Source organism: Marivirga salinae (assembly GCF_030503855.1).
In the GTDB taxonomy this organism is placed as follows: Bacteria; Bacteroidota; Bacteroidia; order Cytophagales; family Cyclobacteriaceae; genus Marivirga; species Marivirga salinarum.
Genome location: NZ_CP129971.1, coordinates 538089 through 561864 on the forward strand (window position 1 = coordinate 538089; position 23776 = coordinate 561864).

Consider the following 23776-nt stretch of genomic DNA (forward strand, 5'->3'; position numbering starts at 1 on the left):
CAATTAACATGAAACCCCAAAAGTTACTTTTTATCATCAATCCCAAATCGGGACATAATGATAAATCCAATCTGGAAAAACAAATCTCCAGTGTTTGTGATAAAAATAAGAAGGAATATGCGCTTTTCTATACATGTGGTAAAAATGATAGAGAAAAAATAAAAGAAAAGCAGTCAGAGTATCAAGCAGATACATTAGTAGCTTGCGGAGGTGATGGCACAGTTAATATGGTGGCTCAAGTTTTATTACATTCTCAAGTTCAATTAGGCATTTTGCCTTTAGGCTCTGCCAATGGCTTGGCTCATGAATTAGATGTCAATGTAGGGATAGATGAAAGTCTGGAACTGTTAATGAAAGGTAATATAAGGTCCATGGATGTTATCCAAATTAACAGCGAACTTATCTGCCTCCATTTAAGTGATCTGGGTTTTAATGCCCAAATGATTAAAGATTTTGAAGAAAGTGGTGAAAGAGGAATGCTATCCTATGCCAGGTCTTTTTTCGGATCTTTAATAAATAAAAAAACTAGGGAATTCAGAATTGAATTTAACGGAACAGAAAAAACAGTAAAAGCTGAAATGATTATTCTGGCCAATGCCTCCAGCTATGGAACAGGGGCCGTAATAAATCCCCACAGTAGAATGGATGATGGCTTTTTCGAATTGGTCATTTTCAAGCCAATCCCTGTAAAGGACTTAATTTCCTTGACTTTGAAATCTTTTCTAGGTGATATTAAAAACTCTCCCTATGTTGAAATTTATAAGGTAGAGGAAGCTACAATTTATTGCAAGGAGCCAGAGCTTTTACAAATTGATGGTGAATTAATAGGAGATAGAAATGAAGTTAAAGCCGTTATGCTCAAAGACGCGCTTAATGTAATATCATAATTATGGATAACGAAAATCTACAAAAAGAAAAAGTTCCGTTCAGAAAAGGATTTATTGCTATTATAGTATTAGCTATTGCACTCTTTGGTTTGTATAATTCAGCCCTATACTTTCTGAACTTTTTAGGACTAATTTAATAATCCGTCACCATCTTCTCTACTTCATTTAATTTCTTAATGGATGATCTACCTGATGTTGCATAGATAATTTCACCTGCTTTATTTACTACATAAAAATATGGCATATCTTTTTCATCCATTTTTAGTAAGTCTTCGTAATCGCCCATTTTTCCGCTATATACAATTACATGAGGATGCAGTTTTTCATCAACATCTTTCTGCATTTTCCTTATGGCAGAGCCAGAAGCTCCTCTTTTCAATCCCGTGAACATTGGAATAAATACTACATTAACATCAGGCTTCATTTCAGGAATTAGTGCGTTTGGATCAGCTTCTCTAATAAATCTCTCCCAAACAGGCTGAAACCATGTTTGCAAATCATCTTCTGCTTTTTTGCTAAAGGCAATGCCGATTAAGGTCATCTTATCTTGTGTAGCTGATGGAACCGTAATTTCTTCATCCGTTAAGCTGCTTCCGGTCATCTCCGGAAAAGTATCGCCAACTTGAGCGTTTGAAACATGAATTATGAGAAATAAACTTGCGAGTGTTAAGGTTAATTTTTTCATACAATTCGAAACGTTGGTTATTTAATTCTGTTTTATTCAAATCTACAAAATTCCAATATATACTCCATTTCATTTTTTTGATAATATGGTTTTAGTCTTAAATTGCCGCGATAATGCAAAAACCCGAGAATAAAATTTTCTTCCCCGCATTGGCTGGTATAAGAATTATTGCCGCATGGATGATTTTTTTACATCATATTGCGGGAGAAGTAAAAACCGTTTGGTTAAGCAGCATTTTTAAAGAATTCCATGTGGGTATTTTCTTTACTATCAGTGGTTTTTTAACTTACATTCTCTATTTCAAGAAATATAAAGATGGGCAATTTTCATTCAAAAGATTTATCCAAAAACGACTAGCTAGATTGCTTCCAATATATTGGTTCTTGCTTATAGTTGCAGCCGTTTGGCAATGGGAATCCTTAAAATCATTTATACTTTCCTTTTTACTACTGCAGAGCTATTTTGAAGAGTTTAAATTTTCATATGTAGGTCAAGCTTGGACTATTCCCGTCCAATTAATGTTTTACGCAAGCGTACCCTTATTTTTTTCATTAATTAAAAAATCTAAATACTCCTTCGTATTCTGGCCGCTTTCAATTTTACTTTTGGGATTAGTCTTAATGTATTCCTTTTCTACAATTTCATTTCATGGTTTTCTAGCTGATCTCGATTTTTTATTGATTTATACCTTTTTCGGAAGGGTTTTTGAATTTACGATTGGAGCGTTAATAGCTCATTTATGGCATAACAGAAATAATTCAAAGATCTCAAATTTTAAACCAACACTTATAGGAGCCATAAGCTATTTCATTATTCTAATTATTATCTCAAGCTTCCAAAACCCAGAAAATTCATATGGAATATATCACCCCATCGGATTAGTATTAAACCATATTTTTCTCCCTTTTTCAATCGGTCTGTTTTTAATTGGGCTTTGTTCTGAAAAAACCTATTTCTCTAAATTTTTATCTACTCCAGTTATGATACTGTTGGGCAATTCGGCTTATGCTTTTTACCTTATTCATTTAGGCTATTTTTCAGAGTTTATCTATTTTCATGTTTCCAGCAATTTGATCATCCGTTTTGTTAGTCTAAATATTCTAGCAGTATTGATATATAAATTCATGGAGCTTCCGGTGCAAAGGGCACTTTTATCATTTAGAAAATAGTAGCAAATATGCAAGAACATTTTTTCCATTGTCCGCATTGTTTTCAAGAAATTAGCATGCTAGTAGATTTAAGCATCTCAAAACAATCCTATATTGAAGATTGTGAAGTTTGCTGTAATCCATTACAAATCAATTTAGAAATTGATGAGGGCGAAGTAATATATTTTGAGGCTAACCCTGCTCAATGATTTTAATTAATACACTTCAATAGAATATAATTTTTACTAAATTGATATGAAATAACCCTACTCCATAAAATTATGAAAATTGATTGTTCGCATCAGCATATATTAGTAACAGGCGGAACCAGAGGAATTGGCGCTGCTATCACCAGAACCTTAGTAGAATGTGGCGCTACTGTTATTGCTCATTACAATAGAAATGAAGAGTCTGCCCAAAAGCTTAAAAAAGAATTAGGTTCGAGCATCCATCTCATCAAAGCCGATTTATCAGGCGCTATGGAAGTAGCCCGATTGTTCAGCGAAACCTTAGAATATTTTGATGGGAGATTAGATGGTATTGTTAATAATGCTGGAATCGCATTATCATCAGATATAAATAAGAATGCTATTGAATGGACAGATGATTGGTTGAAAACCATGGATGTGAATGTAAATGCAGTTGGTTTATTATGCAAAAGAAGTGTAGTGCAATTTCAAAAACAGGAAAATGGCGGTAGAATTGTAAATATTTCATCAAGAGCTGCTTTCAGAGGAGATACCGCTGATTATTTGGCTTATGCCACATCCAAAGGAGCAGTAGTTTCTTTAACCAAATCAATTGCAAGAGCTTTCGGCAAGCAGAATATTAAAGCTTTTACTGTTGCTCCAGGTTTTGTAAGAACTGATATGGCGCAACCATTCATTGACCAATATGGAGAAGGATTTGCTTTGGATGATATTGCCCTTACAAAATTAACTGAGCCGGAAGATGTTTCTCCCACTATTGCCATGTTGATATCTGGTTTAATGGATCACGCCACTGGGACTACTATCGATATTAATGCTGGAAGTTATGTCCACTGATATTTCAAAAGACAAGGAAAGGTGCCCTTGGTGTTTAGGCTTTGATCAATATATTCAATATCATGATGAAGAATGGGGAGTGCCTGTTCATGATGATCAAACCCACTTTGAATTTCTAATTCTGGAAGGGGCTCAAGCAGGTTTAAGTTGGGCAACCGTTTTAAAGAAAAGAGAAAATTACAGAGAACTTTTTGCCAATTTTGATGCAAAAAAAGTAGCTGAATTTGATCAATCCAAAATCGAAGAATTACTCCAAAACCCAGGGATAATCAGAAATAAATTAAAAGTAAATGCTACTGTAATCAATGCAAAGAAATTTCTGGAAGTACAGAAAGAGTTTGGAAGCTTTGATAAATACATCTGGTCATTCGTCAACCATAACCCCATCATCAATCAATTAAAATCAATGAAAGATGCACCTGTCACTTCACGTGAATCGGATGCATTGAGCAAAGATTTAAAGAAAAGAGGTTTTAAGTTTGTAGGCAGCACTATCATTTATGCACATATGCAAGCCTGTGGCTTAGTGAATGATCATCTTACTTCTTGTTTCAGATATAAACAAGTCATAGATAGCAAGTAATAAAACCTATCGGCTTACTTGTAGTTGTTTCTATAAACTTTGACTTTTCTTGCTTTCCTCACGGGAAATAATAAGATTAAATATCTGTGATAAGTTCATTAATAGCTAACTCCCCAACTTTCGCCTTAAGCGAAAAAGCGGGCTGGAGGGTAAAATGGCGGGCCAGCGTTGACATTTGTGGGAAGAAGCATCATTTTACCTAGATTTTTTGCATACTTTTTCATCAATGGAAAAAGTATGAATGATAAAGAGAGTATTGAACTGCAAAAATTGGTAATTTAATGTTTACTGCTTTCCTCAGGGACAGACACTGTATCACAAGAAAAAAAGCCTTTAAAGAACAGGACTCAATGTTCTAAGTTGGCTGAGGAAAACTTAGAATCCATGTTTGGTGTCACACCAACCATTTAAACCTCTGTTGAAAACCCTGTCAGATTTCTTACACTAGTTTCTGTTAAACGATCACTTTTCTTCTGCAAAAGAAGCTGTTATAAATCTGATATCCCCTACCTTTACGGTTTAAAGTAAAAGCCATTAAATATGACCATAGCTGATAAATCTGAATTCTACAGCAACAAAATAAATCTTTTCAAAAGCGAAGTTGAAAAATACCGAAAGCTTACCAATCGATTCGGGACTTTTCGTGTATTATATTTTTTAGCCACAATTGTTTTGTCTGTTTATTTCATCAATGAAAGAGATGGGTTCGCTACCTCATTAGTGCTTATTCCCTTTCCTTTAATATTTGGATGGTTGGTCAATCGTCATAAATCGAAAAAAAGATTACTGGAGCTTAGTCGAAATAGAATCTTAATTCTAAATGAGGAAATTGACCGATTAAACTTAAAATTAGATAAACTTCCGAGTGGTGATCGATTTAATGAAAGTTTACATGAATACGCTCCTGACATGGATATATTTGGAAGACATTCCGTTTTTTCATTAGTCAATAGAAGTGCTTTAACTTTTGGTCAGGAAAGCTTAGCGACTTGGCTTAAAAATCCAGCCACCAAAGAAGAAATCTTAACAAGGCAAGAAGCAGTAGAAGAAATCAAAAATGAATTTGAATGGCGATTAGAATGGTGGGCAGAAAGTCGCTTAAAAGAAGGAAAGGGTGAAGATGAGGACTTAAAAGGTCTTTTTAGTTTTTTCTCTAAGTCTGAAGAGGAGAAAATTAAGCCGATATTCAAATTCATTCCATATATAGCGCTTTTTCAATTATCGCTCTTTTTCATTTTATCACTCACTGGGTTTTTACCTTGGTCATTTGTGGGTTTAGGCTTTCTAATCAATATATTGCTATTGATCCCCATTCAGAAAACCATTATGCGCCTTCAGGCTGAAACGGAGCAGATTGCAGTCCATCTAGAACAGCATAAAAATCTTTTTAAAATGGCTGAGGAAAAGAAAGTGGAAGCTTCTTTATTTAAAAATTTACAAAGTCACTTTCAAAACCCTAAAGCCTCGCAAAAAATCAATAAGCTTTCCAAAATTCTCAATTGGATGCATTCTCGTGCCGGAATGATGTATTGGATAATTAATCCATTTTTGCAGATTGATTATTGGGTTTTGAATAATGTAATACACTGGAAAAACCAATATGGCAAATCTATTCAAGGCTGGTTTAATGCGATTGGTGATTGGGAAGCCATTATGAGCATGGCAGATTTTGCTTTTGCACATGACAACTATAAAAATGCTGAAATATTAGACACAAAATGTGATTTAAGAGCAAAAGATTTGGGACATCCTTTATTGGCTCATAATGAAAGAGTATGCAATGATTTTGAAATGATGGGCCCAGGTGCGGTAACTTTAATTACGGGTGCTAATATGAGTGGGAAAAGTACTTTTGAGCGCTCATTAGGTGTCAATATGGTATTGGCACAAATGGGTGCAGTCTGCTGTGTTGAAAGCTTCGAATTAAGTCCGCTACAATTATTTACCAGCATGCGAACGCAGGATAATTTAGAAGAAAACACTTCTTCTTTCTATGCTGAGTTAAAAAGATTAAAGCAATTGGTCGATATGACAAAAGTGCCACAAGAACGCCCGATTTTCTACTTACTAGATGAGATTCTAAAAGGCACCAATTCAGAGGATAGAAACATAGGAGCTGAAAGTTTGATTAGGCAACTGATGAAAACCAACAGCATGGGCTTAATTTCTACCCACGATTTATCCTTAGCAAAACTGGAAGATGAATTAGATAATTTCCAAAACTACAGCTTCAACAGTGATGTAAGCGGAGAGGAAATATTATTTGATTACAAATTGCATAATGCTCCTTGCCATACTTTTAATGCGGTGCCGTTGATGAGGAAAATGGGGATTGAGATAATTCCAGCTCCCTAACCCGCCAGCTGGCGGGGAATTTTTCTCACAGATTTATCTTAGTAGAAAATGATAAATACTTCCGCATGCCTCTGGCTGGTGGAAATTACTTGCTCCTCTGGAGCAATTTCTAATGTGCAGAATTGGTGAAAATTCAAAAACCATTACAAACAAAATTCTTCAAAGACCTTAGGCTGTGTAAATCAGCAAGCTAGGACTAACATCATAATTAAAATTTTATTAAATTTATGATATGATTAATGTCAAGCAAAAAGAATTTATTCTCCAAACCCTAGCGGAATATAACCCAAAATCAGTAGGTGTCTTTGGTTCTTATGCTCGCGGAGAGAATACCTCCACTAGTGATCTAGATATTTTGGTTGATTTTGAAAACTCTCCTGATTTATTAGAGATAATAGGAATAGAGCAAAAACTGACTGAAAAACTTGGTATTAAAGTTGATTTAATTACGACTCGCTCTTTGCATCCAAGCCTAAAAGATTATGTTGAAAAAGATTTAATAGCCTTGGCTTAATGAAGAAAAACCCTCTCATTTATTTAAATCATATAAAAGATTGTATTTTAAAAATTCAAGAATATACATCTAGTATTAATGAAAGAGATTTTCTAAATAATTCTCTTATTCAAGATGGCGTAATAAGAAATCTTGAGATAATTGGAGAAGCCACAAAGCAACTTGACCCTGAGTTTAGATTAAAATATCCGAATATCGAATGGAAGAAGATTGCGGGAATGCGAGACAAATTGATACACGATTACATTGGTGTGGATTTATGGGCAGTTTGGGCTGTAGTTGAAAAAGTAATTCCTGAATTTAAAGAAGAATTAACTATTATTATTAGTAGGGAAAAGAACAAAAACCAATAATCTCAATTCATATTCTTTCTCCTGCCTCCGACTGTTAGGAATTACTTGCTCCTTCTGAGCTTTAACTCATGTAAGGCATTGAATAAAGTGACACTAGATTAAATTAAAAATCAAAAGTTTTTCTGTGCGTTTTCCCCCTTTGAGGGCTAAGAGACTAAGCTAAAGAAAAACCCAAAAACTCAATATCAATATCGCCCACAGAATTCCTAGAAAGTGCCAGCCTTTGGTTAGTAGTTCATATTTTAAATGCCAATAAGGATTGGTTTCGGCTATCAGATATTGAACAGGATCTTTAGAAATTCTTTGGGTTTGGAGGATTAGATATCCCAAATAAGTATGAGCTGCTAAAAAATGTAGTGCATGCACGCCTGTCAAGACATAAAAAAAGGAGGAGGACACATCGGATGAAAACAGAACTTCTGATTCTCGTAAAGCTTTCCAGCCTAGAAACTGACATAAAGCAAAGCCTAGACCTAAAAAGAAGGTGAATCGCAAGGCAGTTAATAAGGATGAAATTTCTTCTGTTTTAAAAAGACTGTGGATCGGATGAATCATAAAACTGGAAGCTCCAATCAAAACGGTGCTTAATGCAAAAACTGCTGGGATTTCAATGTCTGTTTGTCCTTCATTTCCCAGACTCATAAAAAATGAAAAAAGAAGAAATAAAAAGATTAATGAGCTACCCAATAAACTCAAAATAAAAATCATTTTGTATGGGTGCAGTTTCTCTACCCTCTCAAAAAATGATAAATCCTCTTTCTTCGTATTTTTATCCATTTCTTTAAAGCAATCTGCTTATTTTATCCAATTTTCAATCCATTTTTAGCGTCTTTTTCAACGCTTAGCAGACTAATTTTATCTCCATCTACCGCTCCTAAAACCAAACATTCGCTCATGAAGTTCGCTATCTGCTTGGGTGGAAAATTCAAGACCGCCACTATCTTTTTGCCAGGTAAATCTTCCAATTTATAGAGATTAGTGATCTGAGCAGAAGTCTTTCTCATGCCCAACTCACCAAAATCAATTTGCAACTTATAAGCAGGTTTTTTGGCTTCAGGGAATTTGGCTGCTTCCACTATAGTTCCCACCCGCATTTCAACTTTGGAAAAATCGTTCCAGCTTATTTCATTAGTCTGTTCATTCATAACTCTTTATAATGCGTTTAGTTATTTTATTGTTAATTCTTGCTGTGAAAGTTGAACTATGCGCCATTCCCATTAGTTTGTTTTACCTTTGCATGGTGTTTACGAAATAAGAACGAAAAAGTAAGCACAAAATTTAAATAGCATATAAATTGAAGATTAAAGACTTTCTAAAATTATATAAAGATGATGCCATCTTGCAAACGATGGTGGCTTCCCTAAAACCCAACGAAGACCAGACCATCCAATTTAAAGGATTGGTGGGCAGTTTGGATGCCATAGCCGTTGCGGTTTCGCATCTTTTAAATCATCAAAACCAACTCATCATTTTGCATGATAAGGAGGAAGCGGCATACTTTCAAAATGACTTACAAAACCTTTTAGATTTTAAAGAGCCCCTCCTATTCCCCACTTCTTACAAAAGGCCTTATCAGTTTGATGATATAGAAAATGCCAATGTGTTGATGAGAGCTGAAATTCTGAACCGCATCAATAACAAATCCTCCACAGGAGAAATTATTGTGACTTATCCGGAGGCACTATCCGAAAAAGTAATCAATAAAAAATCATTAAAGTCGAACACCTTCACTGCCAAAGTGGGCGAAAATCTGGATGTGGAATTCATTGCAGAGTTATTACAAACCTATGACTTTGAACCTACTGATTTTGTGTACGAACCCGGGCAATATGCCATTCGAGGTGGAATCATAGATATCTTTTCTTATGCCAGCGATGAACCTTTCAGAATAGAATTATTCGGTAATGAAATTGATAGTATCCGTACTTTTGATGTGGCTTCCCAGCTTTCCACAGAAACGGTTAAGCAAATCAACATCATCCCTAATGTGCAAACCAAATTATTAGAAGAAAGCAGAGAATCTTTGCTTGAATATCTTCCAAATAACACCAAAATTTGGTTTAAGGATTATAAGCAAACCCTAGATGTACTTGAGCAATATTTCGATAAAGCTTCCCATTCTTTTCAGGAAATATTAGAAAGCACTCAGCAAACAAAAGTGGTTTTAGAACCCGAAATGTTGTTTGAAACCCCGGAAAGTTTCAAAAAAGGACTGGAAAAATATATTAAAGTAGAATTTGGCAATCGCTTTTATTTAAAAGCCAATCAGGAATTTGAATATCAAGCCAAACCCCAACCATCTTTCAATAAAAACTTTGATTTAATTGCGGAGAATTTATCCAGCAATCAGGAAGCGGGATTGGTTAATATCATTTCTTCGGAATCTTTAACTCAAACCGAGCGACTGAAAAACATATTTGAAGAAATTGACTCTTTCATCAAATTTCAGTCTTTGCCCCATACTTTGAGAGCTGGATTTGTAGATGAACAATTAAAACTAGCCTGCTATACCGATCACCAAATCTTCGAGCGTTTCCACAGATATAAAACAAAGGACAAGCAAAGCAAATCCAAAGCCATCACCATACGGGAATTGAAAAACCTTCAGCCAGGTGATTTTGTGACCCATATCGATTATGGTGTGGGGCGTTTTGCAGGTATGGATAAGGTGGACAATAACGGCAAAAAGCAAGAAGTCATCCGTTTAATTTATCGGGACAATGATTTGCTTTATGTAAGCATTCATGCCCTCCACAAAATTTCAAAATACAGCGGAAAAGAAGGAAACAATCCTACCATCAGTAAATTAGGCTCGCCTGAATGGGAAAACAAAAAGAAGAAAGCCAAGAAGCAGGTAAAAGACATCGCCAAAGATTTAATTGAACTTTACGCCAAAAGAAAATCTGCTCCTGGTTTTGCTTGCGAAAAAGATAGCTTCCTACAAGCCGAATTGGAATCTTCTTTTATTTATGAAGATACACCTGATCAGGCAAAATCTACTGCTGACGTAAAATCAGATATGGAACAGCCACACCCTATGGACAGATTAGTCTGCGGAGATGTGGGATTCGGGAAAACGGAAGTTGCCATTCGAGCAGCTTTCAAAGCGGTGGACAACAATAAACAAGTGGCGGTTTTAGTGCCAACGACCATTTTAGCTATGCAACATTTCAGGACTTTCTCTGAAAGACTGGAAAAAATGCCGGTTACAGTGGAATACATTAACCGATTTAAGACCACCAAGCAGATCAAAGATATTCTTAAGCGAACCGCAGAAGGCAAAGTCGATATTCTGATAGGAACGCACCGAATCGTGAATAAAGATGTGAAATTTAAGGATTTGGGCTTATTGGTGATTGATGAAGAGCAGAAATTTGGAGTTTCGGTAAAAGATAAATTGAAGCAATTCCGTGTGAATGTGGATGTACTGACCCTAACTGCCACACCAATTCCTAGGACTTTGCATTTTAGCCTGATGGGCGCAAGGGATTTAAGTGTGATTCAAACTCCTCCTCCCAACCGTCAGCCTGTGACCACTCAATTAAACACCTTCAATGAAGAAGTTTTGCGTGATGCAATTGCTTTTGAATTGCAAAGAGGCGGCCAGGTGTTTTTTGTGCACAACCGAATTGGAGATATCGAACAAGTAGGTAATATCATTCTCAAATTAGTGCCCGATGCCCGAATTGGCGTTGCCCATGGACAAATGGATGGGGCCAAATTGGAGAAAGCGATGATGCGCTTTATTGAAGGCGAATATGATGTGCTGGTTTCCACCAATATCATCGAATCAGGATTGGATATCCCAAATGCCAATACCATTATCATCAATCATGCACATATGTTTGGTATGTCCGATTTGCACCAAATGAGAGGTCGGGTTGGGCGTTCCAATAAAAAAGCTTTTTGCTATCTTTTGACTCCGCCTACCATAGGATTGAGTTCCGATTCAAGAAAACGATTGACCACTTTGGAAGAATTTTCTGATTTGGGAGATGGCTTTAAAGTCGCCATGCGAGATTTGGATATCAGAGGTGCAGGAAATATGCTGGGAGCCGAGCAAAGTGGATTTATAACCGATTTAGGCTTCGATATGTATCATAAAATATTAGATGATGCCGTTGCCGAATTGAAAGAAAGCCATTTTGCCGATTTATTTAAAGATGAATTAGCCAAAAAGGCAAAAATCATCGCACAGGATTGCACCATAGAAACCGATTTGGAAATCCTGATCCCTGAAGATTATGTGGGCAATATCACCGAAAGATTGAGCCTTTATTCTCAATTGGATAATATCAAAAATGAAGAAGAATTAGGTGTTTTTGAAAAATCATTGGAAGATCGTTTCGGAAAAATACCAGAGCCTGTTTACGATTTAATAGAAACCGTACGTATCCGCTGGAAAGCCGAAAGCCTTGGTTTTGAGAAATTGTTAATTAAAAATGGCAGTTTAAAAGCTTACTTTGTTTCTGCGGATAATAAAAAATACTTCAATTCAGATATCTTCGGCAGGATTTTAACTTTCGTTCAAACGCATCCTAAAAAGTGCAAAATGAAAGACTACAAAGGCAGACCGATATTGAAAATAGAGGATATAGAAAACATAGAACAAGCCAAAGCTATTATATTTGATATGGCTGGAGAAGAAATTACAGAATCATGACTTATCATAGAGATTAAATATTTCTAATCTACATTATAAGTTTGGGGTATAAGCCTCATTTAATCTTTTATATTGATATAGTTTATGCATTCCCTCAAAGGTCAAATAATAACTCCCAAACATCTTTTTTTTAGATTCCACTCAGCAAAAGTTCTTTATTTTTAAAAAGAAATAGTGATAGCACTTATAATATTTGTAGGGTTTAATAAATAGATTTTTGGCTCGCCTATCAATGAAAAATATTAAATCTCACTGACCAATCTAATTTTTTAAAACGCTCGCAATTTTTTGTTTGAAAGTAGAGTTTTAGTTTATTAACTTGTCGAAATTAAAAATACTCCTGAATGACATAAAAAGTATACTTAAGAATAGGATCTCCTGCTATTCTAGTAAGAAATAGTAGTTAGATCATTTTTACATATACGCTTATAAAAATAATGAATATTCCCCCTATTACTATAAAGTATAAGTCATGGTTATACTTATTAATTCTGTCATTAGTTTTTGCTGGAGTTTATATTTATACCTTTGATTCTAAAATTGCTGTTCTGGGCGACAATGCCTATTATTACATTTTGGGAAAAGCATTAGCTGAGGGTGAAGGTTACGTAAACATTTCAAACATAAACAAACCACCCAATTATCATTATCCTCCTGGCTACCCTGCAATTATTGGTCTGACTTTGTTTTTGGGTGCAAGCACCTTTTCTATAAAGGTATTAAATGGCATTTTTCTTCTTTTGACTATCTATATATTTTATTTTCTTTTCAAGAAGCTTCTAAATGAAGATATTGCTTTTATTGCCTCTTTAATGATTCTACTTAACTCACATATCTTGTATTATTCTTCTATTATGATGTCTGAGATACCTTTTATGTTTTTCAGTGGACTATCTATTTTACTGTTTTTCAAGGCATCAGAGAAGGGTTACAATATAAAGGATTTAAACTTTATTGGCGCTTTACTAAGCATGTTGATTGCCTATTATATCAGGTCGTTAGGATTGGCAATTTTTGCAGGCTTTTTTTTACATTTTATCATTAAGAGACAATGGAAATACTTGGTCATTTGTTTCTTCTTTTTAGTTGTTGGAGCCTTACCCTGGTTTATTAGAGGACAACATACAGAAAGTAGCTCTTACTTGAATCAACTTTCACTAATAAATCCGTACCAGCCAGCTTTAGGTAGGGCTGGATTTGGAGATTTTGCAGAAAGGGTTCTTGAAAATATATCTCGGTACATAACCTTCGAAATACCATCAGCCTTATTTCCAAATATCGATCCAGATTACTGGAATGATGCAACCCTAGGAGATTGGGTCATTGGTAGCATCTTGATTGGGATTGCTATTTTAGGACTAATAAGTCAAAGGAAACATAGATGGATTTTAATTGGCTATACTCTTGGAACATTTGGAATATTAATGATTTGGCCATCAGTATGGATCGGAGTCCGGTTTATTGTTCCGTTTATCCCCATATTAATTTACACTTTTCTCAACGGGATAAATGAAATATTTCAAAGAATCGCATCTGCTTTAGGTCAAAAATCTTTAACGCCTTTATTGCTTTTATTTATTCTACTATTTGCTTGGGGTCCAATTAAGAACCTCCACAAAACAGCAAAGGCTGACTATTATCCTGCTCTGAATAATTATTTTAAAATCGCCAATTGGTTAAGTAAAAACGTGAAGCAGGATGCAGTGGTCAGTTGCGCTAAACCAGCCCTGCTATATTTAAAGGCTAAGACTTTTACAATGAGGTATAAATTTGACCAAAATCCCGGTGAATTAATTCAAGATTTGGAAGATAAACAAGTTGATTATGTAGTTCTTGATCAGTTTTATAAAAATACTTATAAATATTTGATTCCAGCCATAAGAAATTATCCTCAGCGTTTTCAAAAGGTGATTGAACTAGAAAAGCCCAATACCTATTTATTAAAGTTTAAGGAAAAAAATGATTAATAAACTCTCAATCATCATACCTGCCTTTAACGAAGCTCGTACTATTGCCTTGGTTTTAGAAAAGATAAAAGAGGTGGAACTCATTAATAATATTGAAAAAGAGGTGATTATTATCAATGATGCTTCAACTGATAATACAGAAGAAACAATTCGAACTTATCAAAATAATAATCCAGAACTTACAATTCTTTATTTTTCCCAGCAAATAAACATGGGTAAAGGAGCAGCTTTAAATAGAGCCATTCAGGAAACCAGTGGTGAATATTTAGTAGTCCAGGATGCCGACCTAGAATACGATCCTAAAGAATATAATACTCTTTTACAACCTGTTGTAGATGGTGTAGCCGATGTTGTTTATGGAAGTCGTTTTCAGGGAGGTAATCCCCATAGGGTTCTTTTTTTTTGGCATACTTTAGGAAATAAATTTCTTACCTTTCTTTCTAATATGTTGACCAATCTTAATTTAACAGATATGGAAACAGGTTACAAATTGATAAAAACACCTATAGCTAAAAGTTTGAACTTGAGAGAGAAGCGATTCGGGTTTGAGCCAGAGGTGACAGCCAAAATAGCAAAAGTGAAAGATATAAGAATATATGAAGTAGGGATATCCTATTACGGAAGGACTTATGCAGATGGTAAAAAGGTTTGCTGGAAGGATGGATTTAGAGCAATCTACTGCATTATAAAATTTAACCTCTTCTAGTACTTTTTTATTAGATACAAAGTGCAGATATAATAAAATGTGTTATTGCCTTTTAGATAGAAGCAAATCAAAAAATGGCAATTTAAATTAGCAATATGAGGGATGAAAAATCATTCTTTTTTAATATGGTTGGGGAAGAAGTGGAAACGGCTTAGTCAGTTTTTCAACAATTGCTATCTTTACAGCGTATTGATAGAGTGAATAAATTTTTCCAAAAGAAAACCTACATCATGAACAAAAAAGTAATCTTAATGATATTGGATGGCTGGGGTTTAGCCACCAACAAAGAAGTTTCCGCTATAGATAAAGCCAATACCCCTTTTGTGGATAGCCTTTATGGCAAATACAAAAACAGCAAACTGGATGCCTCTGGTTTGGCAGTGGGTTTGCCTGAAGGGCAGATGGGAAATTCCGAAGTCGGACATATGAACATTGGCGCAGGCAGAGTGGTCTATCAGGATTTAGTGAAAATCAATAAAGCAATAGAGGAAAAATCCATCAAGGAAAACCCTGTTTGGGCTGAGGCCATGGATTATGCTAAAAAGAACAATAAAAAAGTGCATTTTATTGGATTGGTTTCTGATGGAGGCGTTCATTCTCACATTGGGCATTTGAAAGGCTTGTTGAGCCTGGCTCATGATGAAGGCGTTCAAAATTTATTCGTTCATGCCTTTACTGATGGAAGAGATACTGACCCAAATGGTGGAAAAGCTTATTTGAAGGATGTTGAAGAACATGCTGAAAAAACAGGAGCAAAAATCGCTTCCGTTACGGGTAGATATTTCGCCATGGACAGAGACAACCGATGGGAAAGAGTAAAATTGGCTTATGATGCCATGGTGAAAGGGGAAGGTAAAACGACTGACTCCATATCGAATGCCATACAGTCTTCTTATGATGAAGGCGTTACGGATGAATTTATCAAACCTATTATTCATACTGAAAATGGAAATCCTGTTGCCAAAATTGAAGAAGGCGATGTGGTAATTTCATTTAATTTCAGAACGGATAGAGGTAGGGAAATCACACAGGCTTTAACCCAAAAAGCATTCCCTGAGCAGGATATGAAGCCATTGGATTTGCATTACATCACCATGACCAAGTATGATGATACTTTCAAAGGCGTAAAAGTGCTCTTCGAAAAGGATAATTTGGTCAACACTTTAGGTGAGGTTTTAGAAAAACACGGCAAAAAGCAAATCCGAATTGCTGAGACTGAAAAGTATCCGCATGTGACTTTCTTTTTCTCTGGCGGAAGGGAAACGGAATTTGAAGGTGAGAAACGCTTGATGTGCCCTTCTCCAAAAGTAGCTACATACGACTTAAAACCAGAAATGAGTGCCTATGACATCCGAGATAAAATCATTCCTGAATTGAAAAAAGGTGAGGCTGATTTCGTTTGCTTGAATTTTGCCAATCCTGATATGGTAGGGCATACGGGAGTATTTGAGGCGGCAGTAAAAGCTTGCGAAACGGTGGATAGTTGTGCTCAGGCCGTGACCGAAGCAGCCAAGGAAAATGGATATGCGGCCATCATCATAGCTGACCATGGTAATTCCGATTATATGGTCAATGAAGATGGAAGTCCGAACACCGCTCATACCACCAACTTAGTGCCTTGCATTTTGGTTGATGATACCTTTAACGGTAGCATTAAAGATGGTAAATTAGGGGATTTAGCGCCCACTATTTTAAAAATTATGGATGTTGAAATTCCTAAAGAAATGACGGGTGACATACTGATTAGTTAATAAATTTAGAAGGGGTTTGATAAAACAAACCCCTTTCAATTTTCATTTATAGAACATGAAAAATCTCAACAGTATTCTTTTTGCGATTATAATAGTTTTCTTTTTTGCCTGCGAAACAGCGGTAAGGGAAAAACCCATCAATGAATATTATGATGTGGATGCCTTAATTGACAAACAGTCCAAGTTACTGACTGAACTACAGCCTACAATTGAAAAATCTATTGAAGTGGATGGCAAAAAGGAGAAAGATACTATGGAATTTGATTCCTTAGGCTGGAAAAACGAGCTGGAAGTCTTTAAATTGGCTGACATCAATAAGCCTACTTTATATGATGCTTATGAAGCCACTGAGGAGCAAACAACCGATGGAAAAATCTGGCGCTACACCACTGGAAAGCCTTCTTTAGGCATAGAATATTTATATGTATATTTTGATAATGACAGTGCAGTAACCAAACTGGAAGCTCGTTACCATGAAAACAATGCACTTTATGTGTCAGAAAGAAATTTTGAAATCACATTCAAAAAATCTGAAGATTATAGCGTATTAGATTCTTACAAAATCTTCGGCAGACAAAAAATGGCCATGAAAGATGAGGTTACTTTTTCTATTGAGAGTGAGGTGGTGGATTAACTAAGCCAACTTAAAAACTGATTCATATTTCTATTGTCTTGCTATTCCAGGTTTTTTTTTAGACAACCACCCCGTCCGCTAGCTAGCGGATGAGGGGTTTAAACTAAAACCCCACAGCCACCCGTTCCTTCACCACCCTCGTATTTCCTTCCGCAGTGAAAAGTTCAAAGTAAATTATATAATAGCCAGTTCTTACTTTTCTGCCATTGGAATCTACTCCATCCCAGCGGAAAAAGCCTGTCTTGCTTAGCGTTTCATTATTGGCCAAGGTGTTAACTATGGTGCCTTTCATATCGAATATTTTTACCGTGGCTTTTGTACCAGCATCTTCCAAACTATAATTGATTAAAGTGAAATTTCTGCCTGGCTGATTATGCGCAAAAGTCTTTGGATTGGCTTCAATATTGCCATAACTAGTGTTTTCCACGGTGAATTGAGAATTAGCTTTTCCAGGCGTGGCATAGCCCACTGCTGAAGCAGCAGAACTCCATGAATCTGCTTTATTTATAGGCGCTTCAGGATGGATTCTTTCCAATGATACACCATCCACTGTGCGTAAAAATGGCAAATGCAAATCATCCGAATATTCGAAATATTCCTCTAATTCCTGATTGGCTGAAACTACTCTTACTATTCCTTCTGCATTCGTTAAAGTAGGCAAATTCGCTTCTATGATATTTCCCTTAACATGAGAAGTGGGATAATCTTTAAGGGTGCTTGCTTTATCAGAAGTTAAAGCCAAATGTTGGCCTGGTGCTATGATTACATTTTCATTTTCCAAAATCACATTTTCATCACTATTACCTTCTATCGTCCAACCGCTTAGGTTAATATATTTACCCGAAATATTCAGTAACTCAATAAAATCAGTTCCTCCAGATTTTTGGTCGTACAGCACTTCATTTAAGACTATATCACCTTGTTCGGGCGGTTCTGATAAAGCAAAATTCACTTGATTAGCATCTGAATTGATGAGGTTTCCTACACAGTCAGTCAAGTTATTAGCACTTAAATTATAGCGAACTTTTACTTTTAATTCATCTGCTAATTTTAGTTTTACTGAACTTAAGTCCAACATATCTACGCTTTCGATTTGAATAGAAGGACTGATACTGAATTGATTTCTTCGGATTTGGGTGATAGCTATAACCTCATTAAAATAAGCAATAACTTCTGTTGAATTTGGAGCAAATGCATTTACCAATTCAGGCCCGTTTTGGTCTATATTCTCTTCTATTACTGAATTTTTCAATCCTGGTGTGCCTTGTCCATCAGCAATTGAAGCTCTCCAATTGGAAAATCCAAGACAAGGATTACGGACATCAATTATTTCCAATGACCATCCGCCTTCATCATATTTGAAATTTTCTTTGTACCAGCTGTCTCTATAAAATGCTTGATTGATAATGCTTTCATCTGTGATTAATTGTAAATCATCCCCTCTATTATTGAGATTTGGCCACGGGCTTAACCCAATTACCCTTGCATAAGGACTTAAATCTTCTTGAGCAGAACTTGGAGCCAATAACAAATATTCCCCTGCTTCAATATAATTTAAGCCTAAGCTAGCCGTATCTCGCTCATCCATAAATTTGACATCCGTCAGCGAAAATAGTTGGTCTGTTGGATTGTAAATTTCCACATATTGGCGATTAGGCAATTGCTGATCTTCATTCGGGTTTGCCATTATTTCTGTAATGATAAGTTCATTAAAACTAGGTTTTGCTGGACTGGTCAAAATGGTTTGCTGCTGGAAATCTACTAAAGCATTTTTTGATAAATCAGATACTCCATTTATTGTTAAAAAATAAGGAAATCCTGCTACCCAATCATTTTCCCAAATCAGCACAACTTTATTTTCACTCCATAGCTGCGCTTCCTGTAAATTTATTTGAGGAGATAAATCATAATTATCAGGATTCTCGGCACTTGCTGTGTCTAAAGGCTCATCAAAAGTCAAAAGCAAAATAGAATCTGAAAGAAATAATAGAGAATCGAAATGTGGAGGAACGATATCATATAAAAGGCCTGAACTCAGATTTTCAGAAATATTACCATTGCAATCCTCAACCTCATTAATAGTGATTTCATAGTTAATCTGATTTACTAATTCATTTGCTAGGTTTAACTTTACCGAATTATCAAACGCTTCCTCCACCAAAATTTCTGTGATTTCATTTTCAGGAGTGACAATATATTCCGCATTTGACAATGAATTTAGATTCATCTTTTTGTCAAATTGAATTTCTAATTGAGTGGGAGAAGTTGCTTTGAAAGAAATTATTTCAGGAGCATTACCCGTAAATTCCAAATCTACAATACTGTTCTCTCTCCCGGGAGTTCCACCAGCAATAGCCTCTGAAGCTCGCCAGTTATTTTGGTCAAAACAAGGCAAATTTGGATTGATAATTTCAATGGAATAGCCCCCTTCTGACTTTTCCTCATCTTGGTACCAACTTAAATTATATCCCAATCCATCCATTTGAATACCTTCTGGATTTTTGATGATCACACTATCTTCACCATTGTTAAGTGCCCGCCATGAAGAGGGAATTAATACTTCACCAAAGTCCGCATAGCTTTCTTCAGCTGAGGAAGGAGCCAAAATCAAATGTTCTCCAGGATATAAAATATAGGAAGGCAATGTACCTGAGGAAGAAGTATTATCAGAAATTTCCCAATTCTCTAAATCAATAAACTTATCAGAGCGATTGTAGATCTCCACAAATTCTTCATCCGGCAACCCCAAAACAGGAGTTGGGTCAGGAAAAAATTCAGTAATAATGACATCTCCAATTTCTGCCTCTTCTACTTCAAAATAGAAAAATTCAATAGAATCTGACTCTAGTATATTTCCCTCTAAATCGCTTATGCCTTCCACCGCCAACCTATGGTTAACTCCACTTTCAAATCCTTCCTGAAAATTAAGCCAAACAGTATCTTCATTATGCTGAATAGTAGAAGGTAAAATTTCTCCTGGGCTTAATAGATAACTATTGATATCCGTGGCTGATGATTCGGTAATTTCTTCTGAAAACAATAATTGAATCTCATTTGCACTTAAAATTTCGTATTCTAAAATCTCTGGAGGAATGGTGTCAAATACATAATCTCCCAAATAAATATTACCAAAATAAAAGCTATTACTTCGGCTGGAAGTAAAATAACAGATAAAACCCGAATAAGCCGTTTCATTAAAACTAGCTTCATTTCCAGTAGCTATGGTCCTAAAATTTTCACCTTTGTTTGGGTCAATGCCAATTTCCCAGTTTGCTTCTGCATCCCTTCTGACTCGAATGCGAACATCAAAAGCAGAGGCAAAATCACCATCTCCTCCCCTAGCGATTAATGTTTTGTTATCTCCATTTCTATAAAAGAGACTAATACCGTCATCACTACCGTTTTCTCCTATTTCCAGATAGTAACCTTCTTGAATACTCCCGTCAATTTCAAAATCTCGCAAATCAGCAGTGGTACTGATTAGATAAATTTCGACTTTATTCGAATTAGAAGGACTAAAATCCAGACTCACATCAAAGCGCCATTCTTTTTCATCGAGATTACCGTTTTCTGTTAAAGTAGATAAATAAGCAGGACGCAAGGATTCTTCCTCAAAATTGAGTTGTAATTGAGAGGATTCATTTACAATAAAATCATTGGTATCTCCTGTCCATTCAGGATTATTACTAAAATTACCATCCGAAAAATCATCTTGGAGTAATTGGGCGTATAGGTTGAAATAAGAACTGTACAATAAAATACTCAGGATCAGTATCTTTTTTATCATCAGGTTTTGGCTTGGTTCTGTTTCAAATATACTATTTTTGCGACTAAATCATAAAACGAAACATATTTCTGAGCGAATTTGTAATTAGGTTTAAAAAATAGAAAGATGAAAATAGCTGTTGTAGGTGCCACTGGCTTAGTGGGTGGTGAAATGTTAAAGGTTTTGGACGAAAGAAATGTCCAATTTGATGAATTACTTTTAGTAGCTTCAGCTCGTTCTGCGGGTAAGAAAATGAGCTTTAAGGGTAAGGAATATACTGTTATCACTTTGGAAGAAGCCGTGGAAGCCAAGCCAGATTTAGCTTTATTTTCAGCTGGAGGTAACACTTCTTTAGAATGGGCTCCAAAATTCGAAGAGATTGGGACTGTCGTAATTGACAACAGCTCAGCCTGGAGAATGAATGACCGCATTAAATTGATTGTCCCTGAAATCAACGGGCATGAATTGAAAATTGACCATCGTATAATTGCTAATCCAAACTGTTCTACCATTCAGATGGTAATGGCTTTAGCTCCTTTACATAAAAAATACAAAATGCAACGCATTGTGGTTTCTACTTATCAATCCGTAACGGGAACTGGGAAAGCAGCCGTTGATCAACTGATGGATGAAAGAGCTGGAAAAGAAGGAGAAAAAGTTTATCCACACCCAATTGATATGAATGCATTGCCTCATATAGATGTGTTTTTGGAAAATGATTACACCAAAGAGGAAATGAAAATGGTGAATGAAACCAAGAAAATCTTCAGTGATAATTCCATTGGACTTACTGCAACCTGCGTTCGTTTGCCTGTAATGGGCGGACATTCAGAATCTGTCAATGTTACTTTCGAAAATGATTTTGATGTAGCTGAAGTAAAAGAAATTTTAGCGAATACTCCAGGTATTGTTTTACAGGATGATCCTAAAAACAATGTATATCCATTGCCATTAAATGCGCATGGAAAAGATGAGGTTTTTGTGGGAAGAATCAGAAGAGACGAATCGGCTAAAAACACTTTAAATATGTGGATAGTAGCGGATAACTTGCGAAAAGGTGCGGCTACCAATGCAGTTCAGATTGCAGAATATATGATTGAACACAGCTTAGTTCATCCTTATGGAATTGAGCGTTAAAGAAGAATATTGGAAATTCATAAAAGACCATGAGCAGGATATTCCTGCTCAATTGGTTTTAAAGCAAAAGCAATTTCCAGATTTACCTTTAAAGGAACTTGTTTCCCAAATTGCATCTCGCCAAAAAGCAAAAACAAAATTACCTGAATGGTACGCTGAAAAAGTTTGGTTTCCTCCTAAGTTATCTTTAGAACAATGCAGTTCTCAGGCTACTGCAAAATTCAAAGCCAGTTTAATCTCAGGAAATAGCTTTGCTGATTTAACTGGGGGTTTTGGAATTGACACTTATTATCTCTCTCAAAATTTCGCGGAAAGTTATTATGTAGAACAACAAGAGGAGCTATGTAAATTGGCTAACTATAACTTTGATGTTCTAAACAGTAAAATTGAAATCAACCATTCGCAGTCTGAAGAATTTCTCAAAAACCTTCAAAAACCTTTAGACTGGATATATCTTGATCCTGCCAGAAGAGGAGACCGCAATCAAAAAGTATTTTTATGGGAGGATTGCAGTCCAAATTTAGTGGAGCTTTTGCCTCTGCTTTTTGAAAAAGCACAAAACATCATGGTGAAAGCAGCACCTATGCAGGATATTAGCCGAGCAATAGCTGAACTTGAAAATAAAGTAAAGGCTGTTTACATCATCGAATGGCAAGGAGAAGTAAAGGAATTGCTTTACATATTGAGCAAAGAGGCGGTGGAGAACCCGGAAATTCATGCTGTTCAGATATCAGAAAATGGAACTCCTATTTTCACATTTACTGCGAATAAATTAAAAGAAGCTGAGATTTCTATAAACTATGAATTACCTCAGCAATATTTATATGAACCTTCGCCCGCCATGATGAAAGCAGGATTTTTCAAGCAATTGGCTCAAAATTTTCAGCTTTCGAAGCTTCATCCCAATACTCATCTATTTACTTCCAATGAAATTAAAGAAGATTTTCCTGGCAGGGTATTTAAAATAGAAAATCAGGTTCCGGTACAAAAGAAGGAATTGAAAAAATACATTCCTGAAATGAAAGCGAATTTAGCAAGCCGAAATTTTCCTATGCCGATTGCACAATTGAAGAAGAAATTGGGATTGAAAGATGGGGGAGAACACTATCTTTTTGCTACAACTTTGAAGAATGTGGAGAAGATTTTATTGCTTTGTAAGAAGTTGAAGTAAGCACGAGCTAAGAAGCTCGCGCTAGCTTTAAAAGTGTAAAAGTTTTAGGTATTGAAGTAAGGATAAATGCAAGTCTGAAGCTTAGAGTATAGAGAGGCGAACCTTCGGTGCTGACCTTTGGAACTGCTAAGGTCAAACGGTACTCAGACCGGATTGAAAAAAAATAATAATCTTACAATAAGCAGCAATAAAAAAGGAATCCCATAGTATTTCAAAACCTTAATTCGGTTAGGTGCATCATTCCACCATAAGACCCACCAAGGTTTGATGTAACCCAAAAAAAGGGGAAGCCCGAAGCAAATCAAAATTAAATTAATATAATTCAAGTACTTATCCGGTTTAATCTATCGGTTATCGAAAATAACTTTAAATGCGAAACAAAATTAAGCATTTGTCGGATATTTACTTGA

Annotated in this window: 20 protein-coding genes; 16 read left to right on the top strand and 4 right to left on the bottom strand. The window is 35.7% G+C overall.

All coding sequences use genetic code 11. The annotated features are described in order from the left end of the window. The first annotated feature begins 8 nt into the window (after positions 1-8). Both QYS49_RS02355 and QYS49_RS02360 read left to right on the top strand, forming a co-directional pair. Entirely contained in the window at positions 9-887 is an 879-nt protein-coding gene (locus tag QYS49_RS02355) for a diacylglycerol/lipid kinase family protein (RefSeq protein WP_308350028.1), read from the top strand. Positions 888-889: 2 nt separating this feature from the next. Next, the gene (locus QYS49_RS02360; RefSeq protein ID WP_308350029.1) at positions 890-1024 is read left to right on the top strand and encodes a hypothetical protein; all 135 of its coding nucleotides are present in this window, start codon (positions 890-892) and stop codon (positions 1022-1024) included. Here the strand turns inward: QYS49_RS02360 and QYS49_RS02365 are convergent. Next, entirely contained in the window at positions 1021-1572 is a 552-nt protein-coding gene (locus QYS49_RS02365) for a hypothetical protein (protein WP_308350030.1), read from the bottom strand. The two genes, QYS49_RS02360 and QYS49_RS02365, sit on opposite strands and share 4 nt — an antisense overlap. Positions 1573-1685: 113 nt before the next feature. Between QYS49_RS02365 and QYS49_RS02370 the strand changes: the two genes are divergently transcribed. The 7 genes from QYS49_RS02370 to QYS49_RS02400 all read left to right on the top strand — a co-directional run bounded on the left by QYS49_RS02370 (position 1686) and on the right by QYS49_RS02400 (position 7571). Then, positions 1686-2741 carry an acyltransferase family protein gene (locus QYS49_RS02370; protein WP_308350031.1) on the top strand — a complete coding sequence of 352 codons (1056 nt, stop codon included), beginning with the start codon at positions 1686-1688 and terminating at the stop codon, positions 2739-2741. A gap of 8 nt (positions 2742-2749) precedes the next feature. After that, positions 2750-2929, top strand: coding sequence for a CPXCG motif-containing cysteine-rich protein (locus QYS49_RS02375; protein ID WP_308350032.1), 180 nt, complete (start codon positions 2750-2752; stop codon positions 2927-2929). A gap of 72 nt (positions 2930-3001) precedes the next feature. Further along, positions 3002-3766, top strand: coding sequence for an SDR family NAD(P)-dependent oxidoreductase (locus QYS49_RS02380; protein ID WP_308350034.1), 765 nt, complete (start codon positions 3002-3004; stop codon positions 3764-3766). Then, positions 3756-4349 carry a DNA-3-methyladenine glycosylase I gene (locus QYS49_RS02385; RefSeq protein WP_308350036.1) on the top strand — a complete coding sequence of 198 codons (594 nt, stop codon included), beginning with the start codon at positions 3756-3758 and terminating at the stop codon, positions 4347-4349. The genes QYS49_RS02380 and QYS49_RS02385 overlap by 11 nt, the downstream gene beginning before the upstream one ends. Before the next feature lie 540 nt (positions 4350-4889). Further along, complete coding sequence (locus tag QYS49_RS02390; RefSeq protein WP_308350037.1) at positions 4890-6704, top strand: MutS-related protein; 1815 nt, start codon at positions 4890-4892, stop codon at positions 6702-6704. Between the two features lie 232 nt (positions 6705-6936). After that, a complete protein-coding gene (locus QYS49_RS02395; RefSeq protein WP_308350038.1) occupies positions 6937-7218 on the top strand; it encodes a nucleotidyltransferase family protein in 282 nt (93 codons plus the stop codon). Then, positions 7218-7571 carry a HepT-like ribonuclease domain-containing protein gene (locus QYS49_RS02400; protein WP_308350039.1) on the top strand — a complete coding sequence of 118 codons (354 nt, stop codon included), beginning with the start codon at positions 7218-7220 and terminating at the stop codon, positions 7569-7571. Before QYS49_RS02395 ends, QYS49_RS02400 begins: the two co-directional genes overlap by 1 nt. A gap of 159 nt (positions 7572-7730) precedes the next feature. On the opposite strand, the gene QYS49_RS02405 is transcribed toward QYS49_RS02400, so the two are convergent. Beyond that, entirely contained in the window at positions 7731-8348 is a 618-nt protein-coding gene (locus QYS49_RS02405) for a hypothetical protein (RefSeq protein ID WP_308350040.1), read from the bottom strand. Between the two features lie 23 nt (positions 8349-8371). Further along, positions 8372-8716 (bottom strand): tRNA-binding protein, encoded by a 345-nt coding sequence (locus tag QYS49_RS02410; protein WP_308350041.1) that lies wholly within the window; start codon positions 8714-8716, stop codon positions 8372-8374. Positions 8717-8865: 149 nt separating this feature from the next. Here QYS49_RS02410 and mfd point away from each other — a divergent pair, with 149 nt between their 5' ends. The 5 genes from mfd to QYS49_RS02435 all read left to right on the top strand — a co-directional run bounded on the left by mfd (position 8866) and on the right by QYS49_RS02435 (position 17292). Further along, positions 8866-12234: a transcription-repair coupling factor gene (gene mfd / locus QYS49_RS02415; protein WP_308350042.1), complete on the top strand. Its 3369-nt coding sequence runs from the start codon at positions 8866-8868 to the stop codon at positions 12232-12234. A 437-nt stretch (positions 12235-12671) separates the two neighbouring features. Then, positions 12672-14201, top strand: a complete 1530-nt coding sequence (locus QYS49_RS02420; RefSeq protein WP_308350043.1) for an ArnT family glycosyltransferase — start codon at positions 12672-12674, stop codon at positions 14199-14201. Then, entirely contained in the window at positions 14194-14907 is a 714-nt protein-coding gene (locus tag QYS49_RS02425; protein ID WP_308350044.1) for a glycosyltransferase family 2 protein, read from the top strand. Before QYS49_RS02420 ends, QYS49_RS02425 begins: the two co-directional genes overlap by 8 nt. Positions 14908-15137: 230 nt before the next feature. Continuing rightward, positions 15138-16658, top strand: coding sequence for a 2,3-bisphosphoglycerate-independent phosphoglycerate mutase (gene gpmI, locus QYS49_RS02430; RefSeq protein ID WP_308350045.1), 1521 nt, complete (start codon positions 15138-15140; stop codon positions 16656-16658). Positions 16659-16713: 55 nt separating this feature from the next. Then, a complete protein-coding gene (locus QYS49_RS02435) occupies positions 16714-17292 on the top strand; it encodes a hypothetical protein (protein WP_308350046.1) in 579 nt (192 codons plus the stop codon). A 103-nt stretch (positions 17293-17395) separates the two neighbouring features. Here QYS49_RS02435 and QYS49_RS02440 read toward each other — a convergent pair whose 3' ends face one another. Then, complete coding sequence (locus QYS49_RS02440) at positions 17396-21079, bottom strand: lamin tail domain-containing protein (RefSeq protein WP_308350047.1); 3684 nt, start codon at positions 21077-21079, stop codon at positions 17396-17398. A gap of 105 nt (positions 21080-21184) precedes the next feature. Here QYS49_RS02440 and QYS49_RS02445 point away from each other — a divergent pair, with 105 nt between their 5' ends. Together QYS49_RS02445 and QYS49_RS02450 are read left to right on the top strand one after the other, a co-directional pair. Further along, positions 21185-22195: an aspartate-semialdehyde dehydrogenase gene (locus tag QYS49_RS02445; protein WP_308350048.1), complete on the top strand. Its 1011-nt coding sequence runs from the start codon at positions 21185-21187 to the stop codon at positions 22193-22195. Further along, positions 22179-23366, top strand: a complete 1188-nt coding sequence (locus tag QYS49_RS02450; protein ID WP_308350049.1) for a THUMP-like domain-containing protein — start codon at positions 22179-22181, stop codon at positions 23364-23366. The genes QYS49_RS02445 and QYS49_RS02450 overlap by 17 nt, the downstream gene beginning before the upstream one ends. The last annotated feature ends 410 nt before the right edge of the window (positions 23367-23776 follow it).

Excerpts from the sequence above, each read along its gene's own strand:
- QYS49_RS02360 (WP_308350029.1), top strand. The coding sequence starts at position 890 with ATGGATAACGAAAATCTACAAAAAGAAAAAGTTCCGTTCAGAAAAGGA.
- QYS49_RS02445 (WP_308350048.1), top strand. The coding sequence starts at position 21,185 with ATGAAAATAGCTGTTGTAGGTGCCACTGGCTTAGTGGGTGGTGAAATG.
- QYS49_RS02425 (WP_308350044.1), top strand. The coding sequence starts at position 14,194 with ATGATTAATAAACTCTCAATCATCATACCTGCCTTTAACGAAGCTCGT.
- QYS49_RS02450 (WP_308350049.1), top strand. The coding sequence starts at position 22,179 with ATGGAATTGAGCGTTAAAGAAGAATATTGGAAATTCATAAAAGACCAT.
- QYS49_RS02410 (WP_308350041.1), bottom strand. The coding sequence starts at position 8,716 with ATGAATGAACAGACTAATGAAATAAGCTGGAACGATTTTTCCAAAGTT.
- QYS49_RS02405 (WP_308350040.1), bottom strand. The coding sequence starts at position 8,348 with ATGGATAAAAATACGAAGAAAGAGGATTTATCATTTTTTGAGAGGGTA.
- QYS49_RS02365 (WP_308350030.1), bottom strand. The coding sequence starts at position 1,572 with ATGAAAAAATTAACCTTAACACTCGCAAGTTTATTTCTCATAATTCAT.
- QYS49_RS02355 (WP_308350028.1), top strand. The coding sequence starts at position 9 with ATGAAACCCCAAAAGTTACTTTTTATCATCAATCCCAAATCGGGACAT.
- QYS49_RS02435 (WP_308350046.1), top strand. The coding sequence starts at position 16,714 with ATGAAAAATCTCAACAGTATTCTTTTTGCGATTATAATAGTTTTCTTT.
- gpmI (WP_308350045.1), top strand. The coding sequence starts at position 15,138 with ATGAACAAAAAAGTAATCTTAATGATATTGGATGGCTGGGGTTTAGCC.
- QYS49_RS02420 (WP_308350043.1), top strand. The coding sequence starts at position 12,672 with ATGAATATTCCCCCTATTACTATAAAGTATAAGTCATGGTTATACTTA.
- QYS49_RS02395 (WP_308350038.1), top strand. The coding sequence starts at position 6,937 with ATGATTAATGTCAAGCAAAAAGAATTTATTCTCCAAACCCTAGCGGAA.
- QYS49_RS02385 (WP_308350036.1), top strand. The coding sequence starts at position 3,756 with ATGTCCACTGATATTTCAAAAGACAAGGAAAGGTGCCCTTGGTGTTTA.
- QYS49_RS02370 (WP_308350031.1), top strand. The coding sequence starts at position 1,686 with ATGCAAAAACCCGAGAATAAAATTTTCTTCCCCGCATTGGCTGGTATA.
- QYS49_RS02390 (WP_308350037.1), top strand. The coding sequence starts at position 4,890 with ATGACCATAGCTGATAAATCTGAATTCTACAGCAACAAAATAAATCTT.
- QYS49_RS02375 (WP_308350032.1), top strand. The coding sequence starts at position 2,750 with ATGCAAGAACATTTTTTCCATTGTCCGCATTGTTTTCAAGAAATTAGC.
- QYS49_RS02440 (WP_308350047.1), bottom strand. The coding sequence starts at position 21,079 with ATGATAAAAAAGATACTGATCCTGAGTATTTTATTGTACAGTTCTTAT.
- QYS49_RS02400 (WP_308350039.1), top strand. The coding sequence starts at position 7,218 with ATGAAGAAAAACCCTCTCATTTATTTAAATCATATAAAAGATTGTATT.
- QYS49_RS02380 (WP_308350034.1), top strand. The coding sequence starts at position 3,002 with ATGAAAATTGATTGTTCGCATCAGCATATATTAGTAACAGGCGGAACC.